The following is a 24892-nucleotide window of genomic DNA, read 5'->3' as shown; positions in this document are numbered from 1 at the left end:
TTGTTCCACTTTAGATATTTGTTTAAGATGAGATGTAACTCATTGAAATGTGTCATCATATTCGTCGTCAGAAAACAAGTATTATGCCATTATTTCAATGAGTTATCTTTTTTTGTCGTGTACAAAGTCTTTATACTTTCTGGAATTGAAGTTTTTTGTAGGGTAGTTTTATCCACGCACACAATAACTGCATCGCCTGTTGCAACGATTTTTTGTTGCTTTTCACTCCATAATATATAACTCATACGAAATGCACTATTTCTTAATTCTTCAACGCGCGTTGCCACTTTTAAAATATCAGGATAAACCACGGGGCTTAAATATTTACATTGGCTTGAAGCCACAACCGTAATCACAGACTGATTAAATATATCCAACTGATCTAAATAACCAATCCGCGCACTTTCCATATAACGATAATAATGCACGTTATTTACATGACCAAAAGCATCCATATCCCCCCAAGCGACGTGTTGAGTATGAACCAATGAATATTGAGCTAAATCTTCTTGCATATAATGTCCTTATATTCGAATTTCCATAAAATTGGCATTATTTTCAAATATTAAATTTAATTGTTTGATCAAGTCATCCTGCTGATTTAAGGCTGACTTGATGCGTAAATAACTCATTAATACATCATTTGGATATAATTCTAACAATGCATCTGCTTCAGCTTGACGTGCTGTCGCTTGGTAAATATTCCATTTTGCAAAACTAAAAACAGGCAGCGCAGGATACTTTTCTTCCCAACGTTGAATCTGCTGTTCTACAGCCACATAGTCAGGGTTTTGCTTCAGCATTTTTTGCTGGAACCACAAAAAGAACACTTCTTTGTTAAATTGCTGTTCCAGTAAATGAATAGCCAATTGCTCATGTTCCTGACTCATCTCTGGCACACGAGATAAGACTTTTAACCAAAGCACTTTGACCACATATTTACGCTCTGTGATTTGATTTTGCAAATCCAAATAACGCTGCTTTAGGTGCTGTAAGTCATCGACATCTGCTTGATCAAATGCAGATAATAGTTGCTCCAACCAAGCTTGTTTTGTCAGCTCATCTAAGTGCCCATAACGTGTCGAACGCAAATACAACCAAGGAAACTGCAACGCAAACATGCCCCATAGCGTGGTTAAACGCTGCTCATAGGCCGTGCTGACTTTTTGCAACCATGGCGATAATTCATGTTGATTCAAAAATTCGAGATGCGTTAAAGCCTTTTCACCCTGTTGTTGAGACAAATAAATTTCAATCCGTTGCAATTCTGCAAGCTCAAAAGCCATTGGGTTGGTCTGAGTTAATGCATTTAATGCTGTTTCATATTGTTGCTGAATCCAATATAAACGCGCATCGATCACCCCTTTTAATAATCCAGACTCAGTAAAAGCTTGCTGAATAAAGTTTTTTTGATCTTGCGCAGCATTTAAAAGCCAAATGACAGCCAATTGCTCATAGGGATGTAGTTTATTAAAACTAAAGACTGTTTCAGATTTACGCTGTTCTCGACTTAAATAGCGTTTAACCGCATACCAAAGCATTTGCACGAACAAACTCAGTAGTGCCAGCAATAATGCTAAAAACCAAATATTAGATTGAACTTGCCATTCACGCCAGTATAAATAGACATAGCCTGCACCATGTCCAAAACTCAGCAAACTAATAATGGCAACAACCAATAAGCTAATAAATAAATAGGCCAATAAAATATGTTTCATAGTCGATTATCCTATGAGTGCCCGAGTATTTAATAGCGGTACAGAAATAACCGGAATGTCCTTTAATTGTTCTAAACGTTGGCGTATTGGTTTTAATGAAGCATCTGGCAATTGCTGCATAATTTGCATAATTTCAGTGATTTCTTGTTGAAATTGAGGATATTGTCCTTGATTTAAAACTTGCTGAGCCAAAATTAAACGTAACTGCATTTCTTTTAATACCAAGCTACGCTGCATTAATACGGGACTTGGTTGTTCGACTGATTCGACTTGAATCCATTTTTGCCAAAAAGAAAGACCCTTTTGCTGCTCTTTAGAACTATAGGGCTTTAATATTTCTTTTTCTAACAATTGATCGATCGATTGCAGGGTATTTTTCACTTTATCAGATTGCAACTGACGCTCTGTCACATATTGCTTTAAGGTCTCACGATCTTTTTGAATCACCTGATGCAAACTCATACGCAGTGCAGGTGCCAAGCTCAACTGATCCAATTGTTGATCTAATTGGTTTAATTTTTCCAAGGCGACAGCAAATTGTTGTTGCTGCATGGCAAATTCAACCAAATCAAGTTGCTGGCCCACAACCATCATTGGCTCAATACTATGGGTCGCCTCAGCAGCAATCGAAGCATTCGATGTCGTTGCAGCCGACATCTCGGTCGTTGTGCCATTCAACTGGCGTTTCAAAGCCACGACCTGATCATTCAAACCTGCATTGCGCTGTTGCAATAAAGTTTGTTGTTGCATCAGTTCGGTTTGTTGAGCATTGACTTGGAATAGATCAAAACTGAGTTTAGCCAACCAAAGTACGGCGACAATGACCACAACGACAAACAACTTCTTCATGTATTTCCCTGCACGACTTGCACATGCTGCAATATGTGTGTCGCGTTTAAATCTTCGAGTTGAATAATTTTAAAATCTTTGTTCAGTGTTATACGACTTTGCTCAAGTAGCTCGAACAACCTTACACCTAAAACTAAAATATGTGCATGACTCAGCACTGATAAATACGACTGAATCAAGTCAAGCCAATTTAGCCAGCTGGCCTCACTGGTAATCAACATACAATATGGAGATGACAACTGATGTTCAGAAATAAGTGTTTTTACTTTTTGGATGGTCTCTTCTGGTAGATGCCGTTCATATAGCACAAAATTGAGAACCTGAATGCCACGTGCTAGCAACTGCTGCATCATAAATTGACGACCACCTTCACCGCGCCAAAACGCAACACAAGCCCCGGCCTCTAATTGTTCTACATGGCTTAAGGTGAGCATTCCCTCCGAGGTTTCCACCTGCGGTACGACACTGTGAATGCCATAATCAGCCAGTTTTGCTGCGGTTGCGTCACCAACTGCAACCCATTGAATATGTTCGAGCTGCTCAAGTGAAATGCCTGCCTTACGCAAACCTTGCATACCAAAGGTGACCGCAGAGGGGCTCACCACAACCAATACATCCGCAGCACTCAACTGGGCATAGCACACTGCCAATGCTTCTGACCATGCCCGCGGCTTAAGCTCAAGTAATGGAAGCTCAGCCACAGCAACACCCGCAGAGCGCAGCGTCAAGCTAAGCTGCGCTGCACGATCTGTCGGACGTGTATTGATAAAAAGCATGTATTAATACAGTGCCTTTAAAATTTCACCGGCACCTTGGGCTAACAAGTCTTGGGCCAATTTGACACCGAGCTGTTCAGCCTGTTCGGGAAGACCTACTTGCTGTGCTTTCAACAAGGTTTGACCGTCAACACTACCGACTCGACCTTCCAAATGAATCTGACCATTTTCTAAGGTTGCATAACCTGCAATCGGTACTTGGCAGCCACCTTCTAGATATGCATTAAAAGCACGTTCTGCACGTACACAAGAATTGGTCTCTGCATGCATTAAGGGCAAAATTAAATCCAATACAGCTTGATCTTGGCTACGACATTCTAGGCCCAATGCACCTTGTCCAACTGCAGGTAAACTCACAACAGGCTCAAGAGTATGACGAATACGCTCTGCTAAGCCCAAACGCTTCAGCCCTGCACTCGCCAAAATAATCGCATCATAGTTACCCGCATCGAGTTTAGATAAACGCGTACCCACATTGCCACGCAGATCAATAATTTCAAGGTCTGGACGTTGTTTTAAAATTTGGCATTTGCGGCGCAAGCTCGACGTCCCCACCTTCGCACCCTGGGGTAAATCATCAAAACTGTTATAAGTATTTGAAACGAAAGCATCTAATGGGTCTTCACGCTCACAAATCACGGCCAAGCTTAAACCTTCAGGCAAAGCCATTGGCACATCTTTCATCGAATGAACTGCCAAGTCTGCACGACCATCCAACAACGCCGCTTCTAATTCTTTTACAAATAATCCTTTTCCCCCAATTTTGGCTAAAGGGGTATCTAGAATCTTGTCACCTTGGGTCACAAAGGTCACCAACTCAACTTTCAAATTTGCATGAAGTGCTTCTAAGCGTGCACGAATATGTTCCGCCTGCCAAAGTGCAAGCGGGCTTTGTCGAGTTGCGATCTTAAGGATATTCATAAATTTTAAAATACAGTCTATAGGGCTATTATTCTAAACTTAACTTGCTCAGTTGAAAATGCAAGCTTAATTCGCAATGTGCTTTGACCCTTGCCCTATAATTTTTGTATTCGCTCACGTAAATTTGGTAAATGTCGACGGCTGACCGCCAAACGCTCTTCTAAATCTCGACAACGCACCTGATATTGCCCTGAGCTTACGACTTCCAAACCATCTAAAAAGCTCACAGACACCAAGGCATTGCGATGAATGCGTATAAAGCGATCACCAAATTCATGCTCTAAATCCTTCAGCGTTTCATCAATAAGTACATTGCCATTTTTATGCCGAACAGTGACATATTTCTGATCTGCAAGAAAATAATAAATATTTTCCACAGGGACCAGTTCTACACCACGATAAGTCTTTGCCGCGATTTGATGGCGGCTGATTTTAATTTCGTCCATATTTTCTTTTTGTTTTATCGTGCTCAATTGAGCTTGGGTTAATTTAGTTAAATGATCTAAAACCTGCTGCAATTCCTGTTGCATAACTGGTTTTAGTAAATATCCCTCTGCATTCGATTTAAATGCATCAAGTGCATGATGATCATATGCAGTGCAAAAAATAATAGCGGGCATGGGGTCTAATTCACGCAACAATTTCGCGCAAGTCAACCCATCCATTTCAGGCATTTGTATATCTAGTAAGATGACATCAGGCTCGAGGCTTTGAGCCAAGTCAATCGCTTGTTGACCATGTGAAGCTTTCGCAACCACTTGATGTCCAAGTTGAGTGACTAAACGTGACAATCGCTCTACTGCTAGAGGCTCATCATCACAGATTAGGATGTCCATTTCTCCTCCTTATCTCGTTAACGTCATTTATTTTTATTGGTCAACTGAGATTTCTATTTATATTGATATTGCACCACAGTCGTATACATCCCCTCGCCTGCGTAGGTTTGAAAAGTGACATGCTGACCATAATATGCCTCAAGTCTCTGTTTCACGTTTTCGATGGCAATACCATTCCCCTGACGTAATTTAATTGTATCCTGTGTATAGGGATTTGTAATAACGATATTAATTTGATTTTGTAATATTTCAATCAATATATTTATCGTACTCTTTGTCAAAATCTTTTCAACTCCATGAAAAATACTATTTTCTAATAAAGGTTGTAAAGTTAATAGTGGAATTTGTACTTGAGCGTATTGTTCAGTACCTTCTAGTTTCCACTCCACCTTAAGCCGATCACCTAAACGCATTTGTTCAATGGCCAAATAACGCTGACACAGATCGATCTCATCTTTGAGACTTACCAACTTCAATTCTTGAAAACTTGCACGGAATAATCGAGATAAATTCAGTAGCATTTGCTCCGCTTTATCTGGGTCAATCGCAATCAAGCTAATCACATTGTTTAAGCTATTAAATAAAAAATGTGGATGAATCCGAGCTTGCATAGCCTGAATGCGTGAGTTTAATTCACTATGATGTTGTCGACCCCACTGTTCTCTTAAATATAAATATCGAAAACAAAATGCCCCAAGTAATACCCCATAGCTCAGATTTAAAACCACACCAGCAGTTAAAACGTCTGCACTCAAACCAGCTAAACTGAAATTTTCACCAAAATAGATCAAAACATTTAAAGTTATGGTGGTGAATAACACCAAAGCTTGCAATAAAACAAACCCGCTAAACATGAGCATTTTCATGCTTAAACCACGCGTCTTGCTCTGCAAAAGCTCTGAAAATGCTGCAAATGCCAATAATATCCAGTTAATAAACAACACATGCTGCATGACACTGGAAACACTTAAGGCTTGCCACGATTGAGCTTGGGCCAAGACCAAAACCAAAGCCACAATATTGCCCGCAAGAAACAGCTCCCACAGATAGTGCCAACGGCCCATTTTTCCTGAAAATACAGAAATTGTCATAGACCTAAACCCTGTCTAAAAGTTTGATCAACTTGCCCTTCGGCAACTGGGTTCGAATTTGCTATACTCTTGCTCAGTTCTATGCTTTTTATCTTATTGAGCCGACATGACCACATCTTCTAATTCCTCAAATCCGTCACAAGCCCAAACTTCAGGCATGTGGGGCGGTCGTTTTTCCGAAGCTACTGACGCTTTTGTTGCTGAATTTACAGCATCTGTACAGTTTGACCAACGCTTTTATAAACAAGATATTGCAGGTTCAATTGCACATGCAACCATGCTTGCAAAAGTTGGCGTTCTAACTGAACAAGAGCGTGACGATATTATTAATGGCTTAAACACCATTAAAGCAGAAATTGAAGCGGGTAACTTCGAATGGCGCATTGACCTAGAAGATGTGCACATGAATATTGAGTCACGCTTGACTCAACGTATCGGTATTACAGGTAAAAAACTACACACCGGTCGTAGCCGTAATGACCAAGTTGCAACCGATATCCGTCTGTATGTTCGCGACGAAATCGATGCGATTTTAGAATTATTGAAAAAATTACAAAAAGGCATCCTAGGCTTAGCGGCGAAAAATACCAATACCATCATGCCGGGCTTCACGCATTTACAAACTGCACAGCCAGTGACTTTTGGCCACCACCTAATGGCGTGGTTTGAAATGTTGGTTCGTGACTCAGAGCGTTTAATTGACTGCCGTAAACGTACCAACCGCATGCCTTTAGGTTCTGCTGCACTTGCTGGAACAACCTACCCGATCGACCGCGCATTCACTGCAGAATTACTAGGTTTTGAAGCCGTTGCAGAAAACTCTTTAGATGCTGTGTCTGACCGTGACTTCGGTATTGAATTCAATGCTGCGGCATCACTCATCATGATGCATTTATCACGTATGTCAGAAGAAATGATTCTTTGGACATCGGCTCAGTTCAAATTTGTGAACATTCCTGACCGTTTCTGCACTGGCTCTTCAATCATGCCGCAAAAGAAAAACCCAGACGTTCCTGAGTTGATCCGTGGTAAAACTGGCCGTGTATATGGTGATTTGATGAGCCTATTGACCCTGATGAAAGGTCAACCATTGGCATACAACAAAGACAACCAGGAAGATAAAGAACCACTATTCGATGCAATTGATACTGTTCGTGGCTCACTCATGGCATTTGCCGACATGATTCCTGCACTAGTACCAAACATTGACATCATGCGTGAAGCAGCGCTGCGTGGCTTCTCAACTGCAACTGACCTTGCCGACTACCTCGTTAAAAATGGCGTAGCATTCCGTGATGCACATGAGATTGTGGGTAAAGCAGTTGCTCTCGGTGTTCAAGAAGGCAAAGACCTTTCAGAATTAACCCTTGAGCAACTTCAACAGTTCTCTGACTTGATTCAGGCCGATGTCTTCGAAAAAGCTTTAACACTCGAAGCATCTGTCAATGCACGTAACCACATTGGTGGTACTGCACCTGCTCAAGTTGAAGCAGCAATTGAACGCGCGCATGCACGTTTAGAAAAACTTTACGCATAACTTTTTCAAGTTAAATGGAGTATTGATATGTCTCGACAAGTTTTTTGCCGTAAATATCAGGCTGAAATGGAAGGTTTAGACTTTGCACCATTCCCCGGTGCAAAGGGACAAGAATTGTTTGATACGGTATCTAAACAAGCTTGGCAAGAATGGCTAAAACACCAAACGACGTTGATCAATGAAAAACGTTTAAACGTGTTTGAAGCTGACGCGAAAAAGTTCCTTGAAGAGCAACGTGAAAAATTCTTCAGCAATGATGAATCTTTAGAAAAAGCCGAAGGGCTGAAGCCTGAGTAATTTTTAGAGCGCTGCTCTAAAAATTACGCAAGACAAGCGAAGCGCGTAGCTTCAAATGTCATGAAGGAGTCCAATGGGACTCCTTTTTTGTACTCAGGAGCACTGCTCCGCCACGCCGCAAAACAAGCAGCTATGCTGTGCGTAGGCTTTAATTGAAAAGAATCTCCAATCTTGGGGATTCTTTTTTATTGCTCTAAAAATTACGCAACACAAGCGAAGCGCGTAATTTCAAAATAAAGTCTGAAAGGACTCTTTTTTTGCTTCGGAGCACTGCTATTTTCGCAAAACCAAGATGACGTCTGTGTAAGCTTTCATTCAGAAATGATCTTCATCATTGCTGGAAAATCTTTTATCCATTGATCAATTTTATTTAAACTTAAATAAATGAACTTATTATTTAAATAATGTTAATTGTATTTTTTCCATTACATATATCGATTTTTATCGTTTAAATCCAAACAAAACCTACCAAAGTTATTGGTCAATTTGTATCAAAAATTCTTAATGTAAATTTGTGATACATTTCTCAATAAAACACAACATTACACTACAATAAACTCCATGTATTTCTAAATCTGCTTTCCTATAATAGCAATCAAGGAGATGGAAACATCTTCCATAATAGCGATAAGTAACCCCGATTTTCCTTCCCAGATTTCCCCCAAAATCTGGGAATTTTTTTATCCAAAATTTGCGCCAACGTCTCACATTTAACGTCAAGCTCTAATCAAATGAAGCGCTGTTCAAACTAGACAAACCCTCAATTTTTTCTAAAAGCTCGGCAATAAAAAAGCCCCGATAACGGAGCTTTTAATAACTTACTTTTAAATCAAGGTTGTTTTAAATACGGCCATGCGGCTTTCAAATATATAAACATCGACCATAGCGTTAAAACCACGGCTGTATAGAGCAATCCATACGCCAACATTTCTAGGGGTTGCCAATTCAGCAAGAACACTGAAATCGCAATCATCTGGAATGCTGTTTTATATTTACCAACGGTTGAAACCGCAACACTGGTACGTGCGCCTAATTCAGCCATCCACTCACGTAGCGCAGACACTGTAATTTCACGTGAAATAATCACAATCGCTGCAAAGGCCATCGAAATGGTCGGTTGCCATTGCACCAAGACGATCAACGCAGTTGCGACCATCAGCTTATCTGCTACAGGATCGAGAAAACGTCCAAATGCTGAAGTCTGATTTAAACTTCTCGCAAGGTAGCCATCAAACCAGTCAGTGACAGCTGCGATCACAAAAATAGCAGTCAGCAATATATGACGTGACATGCTTGCAGCATGCTCACCCACGCCCATTGCAGGTGGCCAGTACGCCACCAACAAAAACACAGGAATTAAAGCAATTCGTGCCAATGTTAAAATATTAGGAATATTCAGGATTCGACCTGTTGTCATAGACACCCCAGTTTTCCCCTCATGCACGATGAAAATGCAAAATAATTTGAGGATTTATCCATCGTTAGTTGCACTCACTTTATACGAAATGCCCCGCAGTGTCACTAGGCAAACACCGTAACAGTCTGTCGCGCAATCGCTATCAACTGGTTATTTTCATCCCATAAATGCGCATATTCCGTGGCGTAGCCATCCGCGGCATAGTCGGTAAATACTTTATATTTAAACCAATTACGCAAGCTTGATTGCAAGGGATGCACATAGGTCAATGTCCATGTTAAAGAACTCGCAGGCGCCATGGTTTTGTACATAGGCAGCACGCCGGGCGGCCACATATCCATCGAGACCATTAGGTCAGCAACAGTCATCTTACGATTATCGTGGCGTTCTGGATTAAAACGCATCCAACCACTAAAGTCAGGCTTTTTGCTTGCAGTACACGGATACTGCCCATCTACCCAGGCCAAATCCATTTGCTGAAAGCACTGTGGTGCAAGTGGATGATGTTCGGCAATCTTTAAGCTGCTCACTTCAGGAAAATTGGGTGCTTGACGCTCCTGATTGACGGCAATGCTTGATTCACGTGGAACACCAAAGCTCGCCAATAAAATGCTTTGTACGGCATCATCTTGCCAAAGTCGAACTTCAATGGTGGTGACGGATTTGCCCTGTCTTAAAATTTCCGCACTTAAACGCACGGGCGCCAATTGTACTGGCCCAACAAAGGTCACATTACAACTGAGTAAACGTCGCTGCGGATCTGCAATGATGGCAACGGCTTTGTGCATCATCATGCCAGCCACTAAGCCGCCATAGATCGTACGTCCTTGCAACCATCCTTCTGGAATCTCAACCCATTCATTGTGTTCAATATGTTGATACAACTGTGCGAGTGACATCATCATCCCTGATCATATTTTTGATTTTTATATCATTGTATAAAAATCAAATGATGTGAATGATCAGTGACTCATGCGTCAATGAGCATTTTGGCAAATTCAGACTTGATGCGTCATCGATTGGGCTTAGTTCGCGCTATTCATGCAGAATTTTATAAATGGTACGTGCCATCACATCGCCTAAGCCCGGCACTAGTTTTAAATCATTTTCAGAAGCTTTGAGTACCCCCTGAATGCCACCAAAATGGGTCAACAGATCCCGACGACGTTTTGGCCCTAAGCCCGGAATCACCTCAAGTACCGATGAGCCGCGCTTTTTATCTCGTTTCGCTCGGTGTTTGGTAATGGCAAATCGGTGGGCTTCATCACGAACCTGTTGAATCAAATGCAGGGCTTTATGGTCTTCGGGCAATTGAATTTTTTCACCATCGGTAAAGTGCAAAGTTTCCAAACCTGGTTTACGCCCCTCACCTTTGGACACCCCGACCATAAAGGCGTCAAGCTCGAGTTCTTGCATGACTTCCATCGCCATGTGTAATTGACCTTTACCCCCGTCAATTAATAGCAAATCGGGCAGCATATGCTTTTTATAGCGGCGGGTCAGCGCTTGACGCATGGCAGCATAATCATCGCCTTCGGTGATGTCATTGATGGAAAATTGGCGATAGTCGCGCTTTCTTGCACCTCCAGCATCAAAGACCACACAAGACGCGATGGTTGCCTCGCCCATGGTATGAGAAATATCAAAACACTCAATACTGTCAATTGGTCGCCCTACCACTTGTTCTAACTGATGAAAACGTTCATTCAATTCAAAATGATCAGCCAGTCTACCTTTAATCGCATGCTGCACATTCATTTGTGCAAGCTCTTGCCATTCGGCACGAGTTTCTCGCACTTTATGTTTGATTTGAATTTTTTTATCAAAGTGCTGATGTAGTGCATCTTCCATGTCTTTGCGATCTGGAATATCGACATTGATGATGAGTTCAGTTGGAATCTCATCTGCAACTTGAAAGTAGAAATTGGCAATGAAGTCCGAGAGCATTTGACCTAGATCATCACCCTGCATATCAGGGAAATAACTCTTTCCGCCGAGCATTTTGCCATTGCGCACATGCATGATTTGCACACAGGTCACACCGGCTTGATAAGCAATGGCAATGATATCAGCCTCACCTTTGACTTTATAAATCGCTTGCTGAGTTTGCACATCACGCAGCAGCGCCATACGATCACGATAAAACACCGCCTTTTCAAACTCGAGTGCTTCGGCCGCAGCTTCCATTTTCCCAATCAGCTCTTGATTAAGCTCTTTAGTGTCGCCTTGTAAAAACCGAATCGAGTTATTGACATCTTCTTTGTAATCTTCGGGTGAGATCAAACCCACACAAGGCGCGGAACAGCGTTTAATTTGGTATTGCAAGCATGGTCGTTTGCGCTGCGAAAAATAGCTATTTTCACACTGACGCACATTAAACAGTTTTTGCAGCACCACCAAAGTATCACGCGCGTTATAAGCACTCGGATAAGGCCCAAAAAACTTACCAGCTTGATGCTTACCTTTCCCACGTCCTGCGGCAATTCGTGGATAGGGTTTATCGGCAGAGATAAAAATATAAACATAAGACTTATCATCACGCAGCATGATGTTATACGGCGGACGATGCAACTTAATCAGGTTTTGTTCGAGCAATAGGGCTTCCGTTTCAGAACGCACCACCAAACTTTCAATATCATAAATACGGGCAACCAAAGCCTGTGTCTTGGGATGCTCAATGGTTTTCACAAAATAACTCGACACACGATTTTTTAAATTCTTTGCTTTACCCACGTACAGCAACTCACCGTCTTTACCCAGCATGCGGTAAACACCGGGTAGAGTCGTCATATTGGCAAGAATTTTTTCAATATGTTCGCGTGCGTTTTCGTTCACTTTTGCCTTGTTCCGTCTTCGATATTGCTCTTTGACATGATGTGATGCTTTTACCTGCATTTTCAAGCAATCCCGCAAATTTATTGTTGCTCATAGCAATGATCTGATTGCTAAAAGCTATTAATGCAAAATTCTAAATTTGCTATGCTCAAAACATCACGCTTTAGGAACATGATGCATGACGAACGCCAATCCCGCCATCCATGTCGTACACCCGACAACTTCGACGCAGAGCACTGCTGAAAAAAACCGTTTGATGGGTAAGCCGCGTTTTCATTTTGAACCGCATGACGTTATGCAACGCTTAAAGCAACGGATCATTGGACAAGAAGCAGCATTAGACGAAATTGAAAAAATGCTGCATGTGGTCAAGGCTGATTTTTCCAGTCCTGAACGACCGCTCTGTGTAACTTTAATGCTTGGACCGACAGGTGTTGGTAAAACCGAAACTGTACGTTTAATCAGTGAAGTGATTTATGGCCGACCTGATGCCTTTTGCCGTATTGATATGAACACGCTCGCACAGGAACATTATGCGGCTGCCATTACTGGTGCGCCTCCGGGCTATGTCGGTTCTAAAGAAGGCCATAGTTTATTTGATGAAGTTGCCATTGCAGGTAGTCATACCCGTCCGGGCATCGTGCTTTTTGATGAACTGGAAAAAGCGTCAACCGAAGTGCTTCGCGGCTTAATGAATGTGCTAGATAGCGGAAAATTAACCCTAACCTCAGGTACAAAAACCATCGACTTTCGTAATTGTATGATCTTTATGACCAGCAATGTCGGTGCACAAGCGGCACAGCAATATCTAGATAAGTTAAATTTTTTGCCCGAAAAAATACAAAAGGTTTGTCTCAAGCGCGTGCCGGTCAGCAGCATTATTGAAAAAGTCATGCAACGTAAATTCGACCCTGAATTTATTAACCGTATTGATCGTGTATTGCAATATCAACCCGTTCAAGATGATGCCTTGCCCCGTTTGGTGGAGATTGAACTGGAAAAACTTAATCAACGCCTACAACATCAAAAACGCAGTATCAAACTCACAGATGCAGCCAAAGCACATTTTTATCAGAACCATGATATTCGTTATGGCGCACGACATTTAGCACGAAAAATGCGGGTCGAGCTTGAGCCTATTTTGGCGGTGTATTTTTTGAATCATCCCGAACAAACTAAAATACACCTAGATGCACAACTTGGGCAATTGGTTATTATTAAATAATTCACTGGTCTTTAAAAGGCATGCTCACATACCTTTATTCAGCATTCTTATATTTATTGGATTGGAACACCAATCGCTTTAGCAAAAGCTTGCGGATCTTTCGGTGAAACCATGACAAATTTGGTTTTGCCATCTCGAAGATATTCAATTTTTAACCGTTTAATGGAAAGCGCAGGTGCCGCAGACAAATCCTGACTTGCACTGATGCGTTGGATATCCTGCAAAGGAATCTGCCAACGTAGAAACATGCTACGGATGTTTAATTCTGTAGCGGAAATTTGATAACGTGTATTGAATATTGGCCACCACAGCAGTAATACCGTCAAAATATACACCGCGGTATGAACAGGATATTGTTGCATCGTGCCTTTGGCTTGCATGGTGAGTAATAATTGAATGAGTAAACCGCTCATACAAACAATAAACGCCACCACCCACCAATCTTTTTTTGAACGAAAAACTTGCATCTTATCCCCCATCAACTGCTTTTATTCTATACAAGATTTTGCAGGATGCATCTGCTATTTCAGCTTTATTTTTTGCAGGAAATAAGCATACTTATCACATTATTTTCAAGAATATGGAGATCCATTTCGCTCAAGTTTCGCTAGTCATCTATTGTTATTTTTGGCGTTCTTTACGCTCGAATCACGCTTCTTTCGACATGGGTTGTTCCTGCAAACGTTTATAATTCTTTTTCTCTTGATACATTTTTGCATCGGCTTGTTGTACCAAGCTCATGGCGTCTACATAGCCTTGCTGATGGTCTGTTTGGCACAGCCCAATACTCAAACTCAAGCCACTTTCCATTTCTTCCACGGTTTCAAGTAATCGCGGGATAAAACTCCCTTCCACATGCTTTTCACTGCAACCAGGCAAGACCAAACAAAATTCGTCTCCGCCATAACGGAAGCAATGATCATCTAAACGTGCAACCGACTTTATGGCCGCAGCAACCGTTTGTAGTACCTGATCTCCACGTGGATGACCTTGTTCATCATTGATCTTTTTAAAATCATTGATATCAATAAACACTACTGTTACAGGTTCATGATTACACTGTGCGGTATATAAAATACTGGTCAATAAGGTCGATAAATGCCGGACATTTAAGAGTCCTGTTAATGGATCGCGCTGTGAAAGTTCTTCCATTTCTTGTGCACGAAACTCTAGCGCATGCGCATACTGTTCCATTTTTTCACGGGAGATCTTCACCTCATTAATCAAACTCCATACATAGGTTTCCACCACCAATGTAGTGTCGAACATAAAGAGCTTTTCCAAGGTGTTAAAATCCGCTGATACTGTTCCGTATCATTAAAGGTACGCTGAATTAAGCGGAACAACATAGTCTTTAGGGTATGTACCGCAGAGAGATACAACTTAGGCTCTACACCAATGCGCTTATGAACCAAACCAATCCGTAAACGGTTATTCACATAAGCGCTGTCATAGCGCCCAGAAAATAAGTCCAATAAATACTGGTGCTGCGCGCGTTGCAAACGCTTCAAGGTATCAAGATCACCAATCAGAGTGGCAATTTCAGGAATTGAGGTTTGATTTTCATAAAATTCATCGACCATACTGTCGAGTATCGGCGCCACAATCCCACCAATCGAAGCCAGTTCCGCTAGCTCTAAATCAGTCAAGCCAAGCAACTGTTTACGTCGTTCTATATCTTGCATCGAAATATGCATTTGATGCATCAATGTTTGGTTGGTTGCTTTCATGAATTGGATACCCTTCCCGCCAAATCAATCCCTTCAAGCGTTTACACTGGGTTTCTATGCAGTAGGTCTTCATGCCTGCATGCAAAGCTTCCACCGTTCACCTTTGGGTTTTGGCTATCACTGATGATGACACTTTTCTTTCAGCTCAACGGTTTTGCATGGGCTTAAGTTCGGACATCAACATCATATTCCTCGTCTATTGGCTCACTTTTTCTGGCTTATTCTGGTTCTGGCTTATTTTGGCTAACGCTATTTCTGCTTTTTTGCAGATTTGCTCTGCATGATTATTTTTATTCTGCTTGCACGATAACTGATATTTCGCTGACTGTCAGCATAAAAAAACGCCCCAAAGGGCGCATTTTTTCAATATTTATTCCACTTTTAAAATAAATATGGACGTACAAAAATCAGGAAGAACAGCCCCAACATTAGGAACCACTTTAAAAAGTAATACAGTGAACGATTGGTTTTTTTCAAGGCTTTGGCTTTTATGCGAATTTGATAGACATAGCCAAACACTTTATTTAAACCACCCGTTTTATCACCACTTTCATTCGGTGAACTCGCAGCAGTCATGACATTTTTACCAAACCAATGGTTAAAAGCTTCCATCCACTTGGACTTTAATGGCCGTTCAACGTCTGCAAAGAAAATGATCCGGTTCTGATCCGTTTTATTTTCAGCATAGTGAATATAGGTTTCATCAAACACCACACTCTCACCGTCACGCCATGAGTACCGCTGACCATCGACATCAATAAAACAACGGTCATCATTCGGCGTCAATAAGCCCAAGTGATAACGCAATGAACCGGCATAGGGATCACGATGACGGACTAAACGACTGTCGGGCGCCAACTCGGTAAACATCGCGGCTTTAATGGTGGGTAGGTTTTTTAATAAAGCCGTAGTTTTTGGGCAAAGTTCAGCAGCCGAAGGATGGGCTGAGTCATACCATTTTAAATAAAAGCGTTTCCAACCTGTTTTAAAGAACGAGTTAAATCCAAGGTCATCATAAGTACTCGATGCTTTGATGCCACCTTTTTCATATAAGGCCTTGGCTTCATCACGAATCATTTCCCAGTTTTCATCTAAGACTTTTAAATCTTTAAAATGCTGCGTGTCGATATAGGGTTGGCTCGGCACTTTTGAAAACATGTACATGAGAAAATTGATCGGTGCGAGCAATGTCGAATGATCAAAAAACTGACGATAAAATGAATGACGGACTTTACCGCGTTGCTGGATATAAAACGCAGAAATGACAAAGACCGCCAGGATAATCCACTTAATCATATGAGGACCTGGTGCTAATAAGCATTGTGCTTAATGAAAAATTAACTTTTGAGAACGCGGCGAGTATAGCATAGTGCTCAGTGACGCTTAAATAAGCAGCATAGAACACTGTGTCTCAGCAAAGATGGATGACAATGGTAAAAGTGAATTGACTATTCTGCCGAAAAATACACTTGCTTTTTTCTTGAATTTTTCTTTCGCATCTCAATCTATAGCTTACATTTATAAAAAAATGTGAACTGAAACATAAGCTTCAACATATTTAATCAGAACGATAGCGTTTAAAGGCAGATCCGAAGGCTATTTCCAAAAGAAATTTTGATGACCCTAGCGTCACGGCTTGATACAACTTGTTATGTTCTTTTTAGATATAGTTATCGTAAGATTAGCGAGGCATAAAGTGTACGCAGGAACCGCGTACTCGCTTCACAACATCAACTTAGAAGTCCTCCAAAATAAAGGAGATCAGGCATGATCCACGCTGGCAATGCCATTACCGTCCAAATGCTTTCGGACGGAATTGCAGAATTCCGCTTTGACTTACAAGGTGAGTCGGTCAACAAATTTAACCGCGCAACAATTGAAGATTTTAAAGCTGCAATTGACGCTGTTAAAGCAAACGGTGACATCAAAGGTTTAATCGTTACTTCAGGTAAATCTACATTTATCGTGGGTGCAGATATCACTGAATTCGGTGAAAACTTCGCTCAAGGCGAACAAGCGATTGTGGATTGGGCATTGCCTGTTCACGACATCTTCAATGCGTTTGAAGATCTAAACGTTCCTAAAGTTGCTGCAATCAATGGTATGGCATTGGGCGGCGGTTTTGAAATGTGCTTAGTGTGTGACTATCGTGTGATGTCAGAAGCTGCACAAGTTGGCCTTCCAGAAATCAAACTGGGTATCTACCCTGGTTTTGGTGGTACGGTTCGTTTAAGCCGTGTGATTGGTATCGACAATGCGGTTGAATGGATGGCAATGGCTGCGCCGAAAAAGCCAGCTGCTGCGCTCAAAGACGGTGCTGTTGATGCAGTTGTTGCTGCAGACAAACTACAAGACGCTGCAATTGACCTTGTGAAACAAGCGATTGCTGGCCGTGTAGACTGGAAAGCAAAACGCCAAGAAAAATTAGATCCTGTTAAATTGAACATGCTTGAACAAATGATGGCATTCAATACAGCGAAAGGTGCAGTGCTTGCAAAAGCAAACCCTGCTCAATACCCAGCGCCAAAACTTCTTCTAGACTCATTACAAGCAGGTGCTAGCCTTCCACGTGATGAAGCATTGAAAATCGAAGCGCAAGGTTTTGCTAAAGCGGCTGTGACTCCACAAGCAGGTGCGTTAATTGGTTTATTCCTTAACGACCAAATTGTGAAGAAAACCTCGAAGAAATATGAAAAAGGTGCGCACCCTGTCAACCAAGCTGCTGTACTAGGCGCAGGTATCATGGGTGGTGGTATTGCTTACCAAGCGGCAAGCAAAGGCACACCAATCATCATGAAAGACATTGGTAACCCACAACTTGCTTTGGGTATGAAAGAAGCAAATGGCTTACTGACTAAACAAGTTGAACGTAAGAAAATGAAGCCTGCACAAATGGGTGAAACTCTTGCGCGCATCCGTCCAACTTTAAGCTATGACGAGTTTAAAGAAGTGGACATCGTGATTGAAGCGGTGACTGAAAATCCAAAAGTAAAAGGCATTGTACTTGCTGAAACTGAGAAAAATGTTCGTGACAACACGATCATTGCGTCTAACACTTCAACCATTTCAATCACACGTTTGGCTGAAAACCTACAACGTCCTGAAAACTTTGTTGGTATGCACTTCTTTAACCCAGTTCACATGATGCCATTGGTTGAAGTGATCCGTGGTGAAAAGACGTCTGCTGAAGCGATTGCAACCACTGTAGTTCTTGCTCAGAAAATGGGTAAAACACCAATCGTTGTCAATGACTGCCCGGGCTTCTTGGTAAACCGCGTATTGTTCCCTTACTTCGGTGCATTTGACCTTCTACTGAAAGACGGAGCTGACTTCCAGCAAGTTGATAAAGTGATGGAAAAATTCGGCTGGCCAATGGGTCCTGCTTACCTCATCGACGTTGTGGGTATTGACACAGGCGTACACGGTGCGGAAGTAATGGCAGAAGGCTTCCCTGACCGCATGAAGCCAGACTACAAAGGCGCAACTTTAACCATGTACGAAAACAAACGCCTTGGTCAAAAGAATGACGTTGGTTTCTACAAATACGAACTTGACCGTAAAGGTAAGAAAGCCAAAGTGGTTGATCCAGTGGCTTACGAACTTGTGGCTTCTGTTGCAACTGCGGAAAAACGTGAATTTGACGCTCAAGAAATCATTGACCGTATGATGCTGACGTTCTGTAACGAAACTGTTCGTTGCCTAGAAGACAACATCGTAGCGACTGCTGCTGAAGCAGATATGGCGATGATCATGGGTGTAGGTTTCCCTCCATTCCGTGGTGGTCCATGCCGTTACATCGACCAAACAGGTGTCGCTGAATACGTAGCGCTTTGCGACAAATATGCGTATTTAGGTAAGGCTTATGAAGCGCCACAAATGTTGCGTGACATGGCTGCTAACAACAAAAAATTCTACGGTTAAGGAGCAACGTGAATGGCTACTTTAAATCCACGTGACGTTGTCATCGTTGATGGCGTACGTTCAGCAATGGGTAAAACCAAAAATGGTATGTTCCGTAACGTACGTGCTGACAGCTTATCTGCTGAATTAGTACGCGCGCTTGTTGCTCGTAACCAGTTTGATACCAATGAAGTTGAAGACGTTATCTGGGGCTGTGTAAACCAAACCCTAGAGCAAGGTATGAACATTGGTCGTAACATTGCATTGTTAGCAGACCTACCACGTACTGTTGCAGGTCAAACAGTGAACCGTCTTTGTGGTTCTTCTATGCAAGCAATCCACACAGCGGCTGCGCAAATTGCAACCAACCAAGGTGATATCTTCATCATTGGTGGTGTAGAACACATGGGTCACGTTGGCATGATGCACGGCATCGACATCAACCCTGAAGCGTCTAAGCACTATGCAAAAGCGTCTAACATGATGGGCTTAACGGCTGAAATGTTAGGTCGTATGAACGGTATTTCGCGTGAAGAACAAGATGCGTTTGGTGTTGAATCACACCGCCGTGCTTGGGCTGCAACACAAGAAGGCCGTTTCAAAAATGAAATCGTGGGCGTTGAAGGTCACGATGCAAATGGTTTCAAAATCCTGTGCGATATCGATGAAGTGATTCGTCCTGATGCAAACCTTGAAGCATTCCAATCGTTACGTCCAGTATTCGATCCGAAAGGCGGTACGGTAACTGCTGCAACATCTTCAGCTTTGTCTGACGGTGCTTCTGCAATGTTGCTGATGTCTGCTGAACGTGCTCAAGCTTTAGGTCTTAAGCCACGTGCTGTGATTCGCTCTATGGCAGTTGCAGGCTGTGATGCTGCGATCATGGGTTATGGTCCTGTACCAGCAACTCAAAAAGCGCTTAAACGTGCTGGCTTGTCTATCGCAGACATCCAAACGTTTGAATTGAACGAAGCGTTCGCTGCGCAAGGTTTGTCTGTTCTTAAAGGCTTAGGCATTTATGACCAACAAGACCGTGTGAACTTGAACGGTGGTGCGATTGCATTGGGTCACCCATTGGGTTGTTCTGGTGCGCGTATCACAACGACTTTGCTGAACGTGATGGAACAGCAAGATACACAAATCGGTCTTGCGACGATGTGTATCGGTCTTGGTCAAGGTATCGCGACTATTATCGAACGTGTTTAATATTTAGTTAAATACTGAGATAAAAGAAACCCCGCTTAGTGCGGGGTTTTTTATTTGTTAACTAAACTCTCATGAATACATACTGGAAGCTCCTTCTCCCTCTGGGATGAGCAGCATGCGCCACAAGAGGATGAGGGAAATTTTTCATATAAATCCTCTCCCTGAGCGGTATTCTGCGCAAGTCTCCTTAAAAGGAGAGGGAATGTCCATTGTGAAGTAAATTTTGTTCAAAAATCTTCAGCAATAAACCGTGCTAAACAACCCTTAAAAAAACGTCTTAGCATATTTAAAATTTAAAACGTTAATTCTCGATTTTCAGCGATTTTTGAATTATGGTAAGGCCTGAACCAAAACTTAAATATGCATAACAATGATAAATAAACGACTTCACTACCTCATAAAGATGAGCTGCCTAAGCACTTTTATTTTTCTTACAGCTTGCGTTACAAATAATCAAATCGGTGAACTCTCCCGTGATCTGTTTCAAAAATACGAAACAAAATATGCATGGAGAACAATCCTTGAAGATGATGTGATCGCATTTGGCAAACCTGCTAAAGCAATACCCAATGAACCAATCGATAGCATCGTAGTCGCAGGCAATAAATACAGCTATGTGATCAATAAAGGCGGTGCTGATTTTATTCAACTGATTAGCCAACTCAATCCACAATATATTCGTCTCCATCGAGAACTTGACTTTAATTCTCCGAGCCCGAACAGCACTAAATTTAGCGGAAGCTTTAAATTTTATTATGCGCCTCCCAATGGAACACTAAGTCCTACGGAAAGGGCATTATTCAACCAATATGGCGTAGCACCATGTGATTGTTCAAAGGCAGAACAGCAAGATCATCTCTTTAATTTAGAAATTGCAGGTACGGTTTACCCAAAAGTTGCGAATGCCGCAGATTTAAAGCCCTTAAGCCATCCCTATAAGATCCGTATCCAGCATTACGAAGACCAAAGTGGCTATGTTAAAAAGTCAGGGCAGGAAAAATTGGCAGAATTACCACTATTACCTTTAACACTCACAATCGACATCATTCAATTGCCTCTAAAAGCTTTGGGCTTTATTTATCAGCCTTAAATCAGAGTATAATCATATTTAATTGGTCGAATTTTCTAAGTACAAATACAGCCTGACTAGCTCAAAAATGGTTCTCTTTTTCTAGTTTAAGTAAAGTAAGTGTTGAGTTGATCACCAATCCTTCAACTCAACATCCTACAATTCTTGGCTTAAATTTTCTGCGCCAACAAAGTCGCAAAATGCTGTTTAATCCGATTGCCTTGCTCATCCACCCGATGCAACTCCCCGACATTTTCATTGTATTTCACAATGTTCCAGCCCTCATACAAAGCACTTAACTCCCCTGCTTTAAAGCTAAATGGAAAGTCAGGCTGCGCAGGCAGATCAGGCGTATCCATCGCGCAAACAATCAGATTATAGCCATTAACATTGGTGGCTTGCTGCATCTGCTGAATCAGTGGCTTCACTGTCTTGGCTTCTAAAAACATCATCACCACGGTACAGCAAATAAAGTCGTATGTACCTGTAATGCTTGTGTCAGCGTTTAGATCACGCTGCTGTACATAAATATTTTCAATGCCTTCCGCAGCAATCACCTCTTGCAGCTTATGCAAACTGTGTGGATTGACATCCCATGCATCCACCTCAAAACGCTGCTCAGACAGCTGACTTAAGTACAGCGAATTACGTCCCTGCCCACAGCCGACATCCAAAGCACGTCCACCATGCAAATACGGTGTTGCAGCCAAAATTTCTGAATGTGTTGGGCTGAGTTGATACTTCTTATAAAAGTAGTCCTGTGCTAAGCAATAAAAACTTAACTGACATTGCACATCATCACTCGCAGACACAATCTTATGCCACGCCTGCGGTTCTATAAACGGTGGTGGCTGGTCTGGACTAAATACATGCGTGGAAAGAATATTTCCAGACGCATCTAACATGGCAAAATTTACTTCACCTTTCAGCACGGTGAGTTTTGCCCATGTGCCTGCTTTGGTATTGTGCTGTTGTTTAAAACCTTGTGGAATCGACTGCTGCGTCCACACAGGGAGCTGTTTATAACAAATAAGCTGCTGCATCTGTAGTTATCCCTCATGCGACGTTATTTTTATGCCATACCAATAGCGGAAATGTATATTCACCATAACGGCTTTAACAGTGATTTTAAATCAGCTTTGAATTGAAAATTTCGAATGCTGTGCAATGCACGCTGTTTTTGTTTGTTTTTCTGCGTAACACCATGTTATCCGTTTGTAACATTGGTGGAATATTCACACAATCGAATCCCCCACTCTGTGCCGTATAACCTAAGCGCTGTTGATAAGGCATAAAATTTACAATGCCTTATTTTAACTAAGTTTTATAGAGTGATGACTATGAACGCGATCAAAACTACTTTAGCTGTTGCTTTAGTTGCTGCTACAACTTCTGCTATGGCAACTACTGCTGTAGAACAAAAACCTGCGACTGCTGTTGAAGCTGTAAAAGCTCAAGCTGCACAAGCGAAAACTGCAACTGTAGCTGCTGCTCAAGCAACTAAAGATGCTGCTAAAACTCAAGTGGCTGTTGCAGAAAAAGCGACTCAAACTAAAACTTTAACAGTGAAAGAAACCACTAAAGCAAAAACTGCTGACATGAAAAAAGCAGTTGTAGAAAAAGCAGCAGCAACTAAAGAAACTGCAGTTGCAGCAAAAGATGCAACTGTAGCAAAAACTGTAGCGGCTAAAGACGCTGTTGTTGCGAACACTGTTGCAGCAAAAGACGCGACTGTAGCAAAAACTGTAGCAACTAAAGATGCTGTCGTTGCAAAAACTGTTGAAGCAAAAGATGCAGCTGTAGAAAAAGCAACTGATGCAAAAGAAGCTGTTGAAACTAAAACTGAAGAAGTAAAAGCTGAAGCGAAAAAAGACTGCGCTAAAAAATGTGCAGAGAAAAAAGCTGAAGCAGCTAAAGCTGAGAAAAAAGGTTTCTTTTCTTGGTTCAAAAAAGCAGCTTAATCGTTGATTAAATGCAAAAAAAAGATGCCTTCACGGCATCTTTTTTTTGCCCATTTAGACTGCAATACTGCTTTCTGCCAACGGAATAATCTTTTGATAAACAAACTGATTTTTCCCTTGTGATTTCGCCTGATATAGGCAGGCATCGACATGTTGTAAAGTCGTGGAGTAATTAGACAAACTCAACTGTTGAAACTCGGCCAAGCCCATACTAAAGCTGACATCTAGCCTTAATTGATCTTTTCGAAACGGTACATGTTCGCAGCGTTCCAAAATTGTTTCACACAACATTTTACCCTGCTCCAAATCGGCACCTTCGAGCAAAATTAAAAATTCTTCACCGCCCCAGCGACTGATAAAACTCGCGCGTGGACTACAATTTTTTAAGATTTTTGCCAAATGCACCAAAACACTGTCCCCTATTTGGTGCCCATATTGATCATTAATTTTTTTAAAATTATCGACATCGAGCAAAATGACACAGCCTTTATCAACCGAGCCTTCTATAAATATTTGTTCTTTAAAGGCATGGCGATTTTTCAGCCCCGTCAACTCATCGCAAAAACTTACACGTTGCAAAGCCAAATATAGGCGTTTATTTCGTGCATACAGCTCACAAATAAACAGAAAAATGATCAGATAAATACCCAATGCCAAACGATAAGAACTGATCCGCGAGAGCATATGTACCTGTGCATCTGACCAATATTCCCCAGCCAATGGCATGGCACCATACCAGCCACAGATCAGCGTCATTATACCAATCAGCCAGCAAAAAGTTTTGAGGTCGTATTTGATCGCGTAATAACACATCAATAAAGGCAAGACCATGCAGGCATAGAAGATCTGATCATTTGAGATCACATATTGCACGGCCAATGCCACGATCAGATAGCCATAATCTATCCACGGTACATTCATCCAGCGCTGAACACCAAATAATAAACACACCACAGCCAAACTTGTTGCAAATTGCTCTAGAAAATAATCAACAAAGGCAAAGTATTGGTTGTCCATCTGAAAGCACGCCACAAACAAGAGACTGCCTGCAAAAGCACTCACGATACTCGGAACAGTTAGCATCAAGGTTCGTTTAAAGCGGCGCTTTTTTAAATGGCTCAGTGCCAAATAGGCTTTAATAAATACCCAAATTTGAAATGCCGAAATCGCACACAGGAGAAATTTATCTTCTAAAGTTTTGGCGGGATCGACCATCAGCGAGGCCACAAAGATCGCACTAAAAGCATAGAGCACGATCAGTAAGTCGTGGCTTAAATGCTTCCGCATTAAAATCATGCCATAGGCCGCGAATGCATTTACCACCCAAACAGGGCTAATAAATAATTCATAGGTATAGCCTATCGACACCAATGAAACCGCACATATGGCAAGCCATAGCAGTATTAATTTTTTCATACGCTAAAAAAATCGTCTCTAAAAATGGCGATAAACCTTTCATTCAAAGCCAATCGGTCTAAGGTTAGAATGCTTGCAAGTTCAATACAGCTCAGCTTCTTATGCGAT

23 protein-coding genes and 1 pseudogene are annotated in these 24892 nt (G+C 41.7%); 8 read left to right on the top strand and 16 right to left on the bottom strand.

Annotation, left to right across the window (positions count from 1 at the left end; all coding sequences use genetic code 11):
- Positions 1-89: 89 nt before the first annotated feature.
- The 7 genes and pseudogenes from FTU05_RS09475 to FTU05_RS09445 all read right to left on the bottom strand — a co-directional run bounded on the left by FTU05_RS09475 (position 90) and on the right by FTU05_RS09445 (position 6307).
- Positions 90-515 (bottom strand): thioesterase family protein, encoded by a 426-nt coding sequence (locus FTU05_RS09475; protein WP_180165111.1) that lies wholly within the window; start codon positions 513-515, stop codon positions 90-92.
- 9 nt (positions 516-524) lie between these two features.
- Positions 525-1718 carry a heme biosynthesis protein HemY gene (locus tag FTU05_RS09470; RefSeq protein ID WP_180105495.1) on the bottom strand — a complete coding sequence of 398 codons (1194 nt, stop codon included), beginning with the start codon at positions 1716-1718 and terminating at the stop codon, positions 525-527.
- 6 nt (positions 1719-1724) lie between these two features.
- The gene (locus tag FTU05_RS09465; RefSeq protein ID WP_180007023.1) at positions 1725-2567 is read right to left on the bottom strand and encodes a hypothetical protein; all 843 of its coding nucleotides are present in this window, start codon (positions 2565-2567) and stop codon (positions 1725-1727) included.
- Positions 2564-3343, bottom strand: coding sequence for a uroporphyrinogen-III synthase (locus FTU05_RS09460; RefSeq protein ID WP_180165109.1), 780 nt, complete (start codon positions 3341-3343; stop codon positions 2564-2566). Before FTU05_RS09460 ends, FTU05_RS09465 begins: the two co-directional genes overlap by 4 nt.
- 3 nt (positions 3344-3346) lie before the next feature.
- The gene (gene hemC, locus FTU05_RS09455) at positions 3347-4264 is read right to left on the bottom strand and encodes a hydroxymethylbilane synthase (RefSeq protein WP_218950642.1); all 918 of its coding nucleotides are present in this window, start codon (positions 4262-4264) and stop codon (positions 3347-3349) included.
- A gap of 95 nt (positions 4265-4359) precedes the next feature.
- Positions 4360-5100 carry a LytTR family DNA-binding domain-containing protein gene (locus tag FTU05_RS09450; RefSeq protein WP_180012128.1) on the bottom strand — a complete coding sequence of 247 codons (741 nt, stop codon included), beginning with the start codon at positions 5098-5100 and terminating at the stop codon, positions 4360-4362.
- A 53-nt stretch (positions 5101-5153) separates the two neighbouring features.
- Positions 5154-6307, bottom strand: a pseudogene (locus FTU05_RS09445) (sensor histidine kinase).
- Here FTU05_RS09445 and argH point away from each other — a divergent pair.
- The gene (gene argH / locus FTU05_RS09440) at positions 6298-7728 is read left to right on the top strand and encodes an argininosuccinate lyase (RefSeq protein WP_171319324.1); all 1431 of its coding nucleotides are present in this window, start codon (positions 6298-6300) and stop codon (positions 7726-7728) included. The pseudogene FTU05_RS09445 and the gene argH overlap by 10 nt on opposite strands.
- 27 nt (positions 7729-7755) lie before the next feature.
- Positions 7756-8025: an oxidative damage protection protein gene (locus tag FTU05_RS09435; protein WP_078190466.1), complete on the top strand. Its 270-nt coding sequence runs from the start codon at positions 7756-7758 to the stop codon at positions 8023-8025.
- A gap of 829 nt (positions 8026-8854) precedes the next feature.
- Here the strand turns inward: FTU05_RS09435 and pgsA are convergent.
- From pgsA to uvrC, 3 genes are all read right to left on the bottom strand, one after another.
- Positions 8855-9442 carry a CDP-diacylglycerol--glycerol-3-phosphate 3-phosphatidyltransferase gene (pgsA, locus tag FTU05_RS09430; protein ID WP_078190467.1) on the bottom strand — a complete coding sequence of 196 codons (588 nt, stop codon included), beginning with the start codon at positions 9440-9442 and terminating at the stop codon, positions 8855-8857.
- Positions 9443-9546: 104 nt separating this feature from the next.
- Positions 9547-10341 carry a thioesterase family protein gene (locus FTU05_RS09425; RefSeq protein ID WP_180165115.1) on the bottom strand — a complete coding sequence of 265 codons (795 nt, stop codon included), beginning with the start codon at positions 10339-10341 and terminating at the stop codon, positions 9547-9549.
- A gap of 136 nt (positions 10342-10477) precedes the next feature.
- Positions 10478-12277, bottom strand: coding sequence for an excinuclease ABC subunit UvrC (gene uvrC, locus FTU05_RS09420; RefSeq protein ID WP_180010641.1), 1800 nt, complete (start codon positions 12275-12277; stop codon positions 10478-10480).
- A gap of 178 nt (positions 12278-12455) precedes the next feature.
- Between uvrC and FTU05_RS09415 the strand changes: the two genes are divergently transcribed.
- Complete coding sequence (locus tag FTU05_RS09415; RefSeq protein ID WP_180165107.1) at positions 12456-13502, top strand: AAA family ATPase; 1047 nt, start codon at positions 12456-12458, stop codon at positions 13500-13502.
- A gap of 53 nt (positions 13503-13555) precedes the next feature.
- On the opposite strand, the gene FTU05_RS09410 is transcribed toward FTU05_RS09415, so the two are convergent.
- The 3 genes from FTU05_RS09410 to FTU05_RS17905 form a co-directional block, all read right to left on the bottom strand.
- Positions 13556-13969: a PH domain-containing protein gene (locus FTU05_RS09410; protein WP_180105498.1), complete on the bottom strand. Its 414-nt coding sequence runs from the start codon at positions 13967-13969 to the stop codon at positions 13556-13558.
- Between the two features lie 181 nt (positions 13970-14150).
- The gene (locus FTU05_RS17910) at positions 14151-14771 is read right to left on the bottom strand and encodes a GGDEF domain-containing protein (RefSeq protein ID WP_257230105.1); all 621 of its coding nucleotides are present in this window, start codon (positions 14769-14771) and stop codon (positions 14151-14153) included.
- Positions 14726-15232 carry a protoglobin domain-containing protein gene (locus FTU05_RS17905; RefSeq protein ID WP_257230104.1) on the bottom strand — a complete coding sequence of 169 codons (507 nt, stop codon included), beginning with the start codon at positions 15230-15232 and terminating at the stop codon, positions 14726-14728. The genes FTU05_RS17910 and FTU05_RS17905 overlap by 46 nt, the downstream gene beginning before the upstream one ends.
- Here FTU05_RS17905 and FTU05_RS17900 point away from each other — a divergent pair.
- Positions 15231-15356, top strand: coding sequence for a hypothetical protein (locus tag FTU05_RS17900; RefSeq protein ID WP_257230103.1), 126 nt, complete (start codon positions 15231-15233; stop codon positions 15354-15356). The genes FTU05_RS17905 and FTU05_RS17900 overlap by 2 nt on opposite strands.
- Positions 15357-15613: 257 nt before the next feature.
- On the opposite strand, the gene lpxO is transcribed toward FTU05_RS17900, so the two are convergent.
- Complete coding sequence (gene lpxO, locus FTU05_RS09400; protein WP_078190472.1) at positions 15614-16528, bottom strand: lipid A hydroxylase LpxO; 915 nt, start codon at positions 16526-16528, stop codon at positions 15614-15616.
- 471 nt (positions 16529-16999) lie between these two features.
- On the opposite strand from lpxO, the gene fadB reads away from it, so the two are divergent.
- From fadB to FTU05_RS09385, 3 genes are all read left to right on the top strand, one after another.
- On the top strand, positions 17000-19153 hold the full coding sequence (fadB, locus tag FTU05_RS09395) for a fatty acid oxidation complex subunit alpha FadB (RefSeq protein ID WP_078190473.1): 2154 nt from the start codon (positions 17000-17002) through the stop codon (positions 19151-19153).
- A 12-nt stretch (positions 19154-19165) separates the two neighbouring features.
- Positions 19166-20338 (top strand): acetyl-CoA C-acyltransferase FadA, encoded by a 1173-nt coding sequence (gene fadA, locus FTU05_RS09390; RefSeq protein ID WP_168379008.1) that lies wholly within the window; start codon positions 19166-19168, stop codon positions 20336-20338.
- Positions 20339-20708: 370 nt separating this feature from the next.
- Entirely contained in the window at positions 20709-21428 is a 720-nt protein-coding gene (locus tag FTU05_RS09385) for a hypothetical protein (RefSeq protein ID WP_180066934.1), read from the top strand.
- 149 nt (positions 21429-21577) lie between these two features.
- Here the strand turns inward: FTU05_RS09385 and tehB are convergent, their stop codons facing one another.
- Positions 21578-22450, bottom strand: coding sequence for an SAM-dependent methyltransferase TehB (tehB, locus tag FTU05_RS09380; RefSeq protein ID WP_180165105.1), 873 nt, complete (start codon positions 22448-22450; stop codon positions 21578-21580).
- A gap of 297 nt (positions 22451-22747) precedes the next feature.
- Between tehB and FTU05_RS09375 the strand changes: the two genes are divergently transcribed.
- Positions 22748-23368, top strand: coding sequence for a hypothetical protein (locus FTU05_RS09375; protein WP_180010565.1), 621 nt, complete (start codon positions 22748-22750; stop codon positions 23366-23368).
- Between the two features lie 54 nt (positions 23369-23422).
- Here the strand turns inward: FTU05_RS09375 and FTU05_RS09370 are convergent, their stop codons facing one another.
- Positions 23423-24784, bottom strand: a complete 1362-nt coding sequence (locus FTU05_RS09370; RefSeq protein WP_180165103.1) for a GGDEF domain-containing protein — start codon at positions 24782-24784, stop codon at positions 23423-23425.
- Positions 24785-24892 lie beyond the last annotated feature (108 nt).

Origin of the sequence: Acinetobacter sp. YH12049 (assembly GCF_013419875.1) — a bacterium.
Classification (GTDB): domain Bacteria; phylum Pseudomonadota; class Gammaproteobacteria; order Pseudomonadales; family Moraxellaceae; genus Acinetobacter; species Acinetobacter amyesii.
This window is presented reverse-complemented; position numbering and strand designations above follow the sequence as displayed.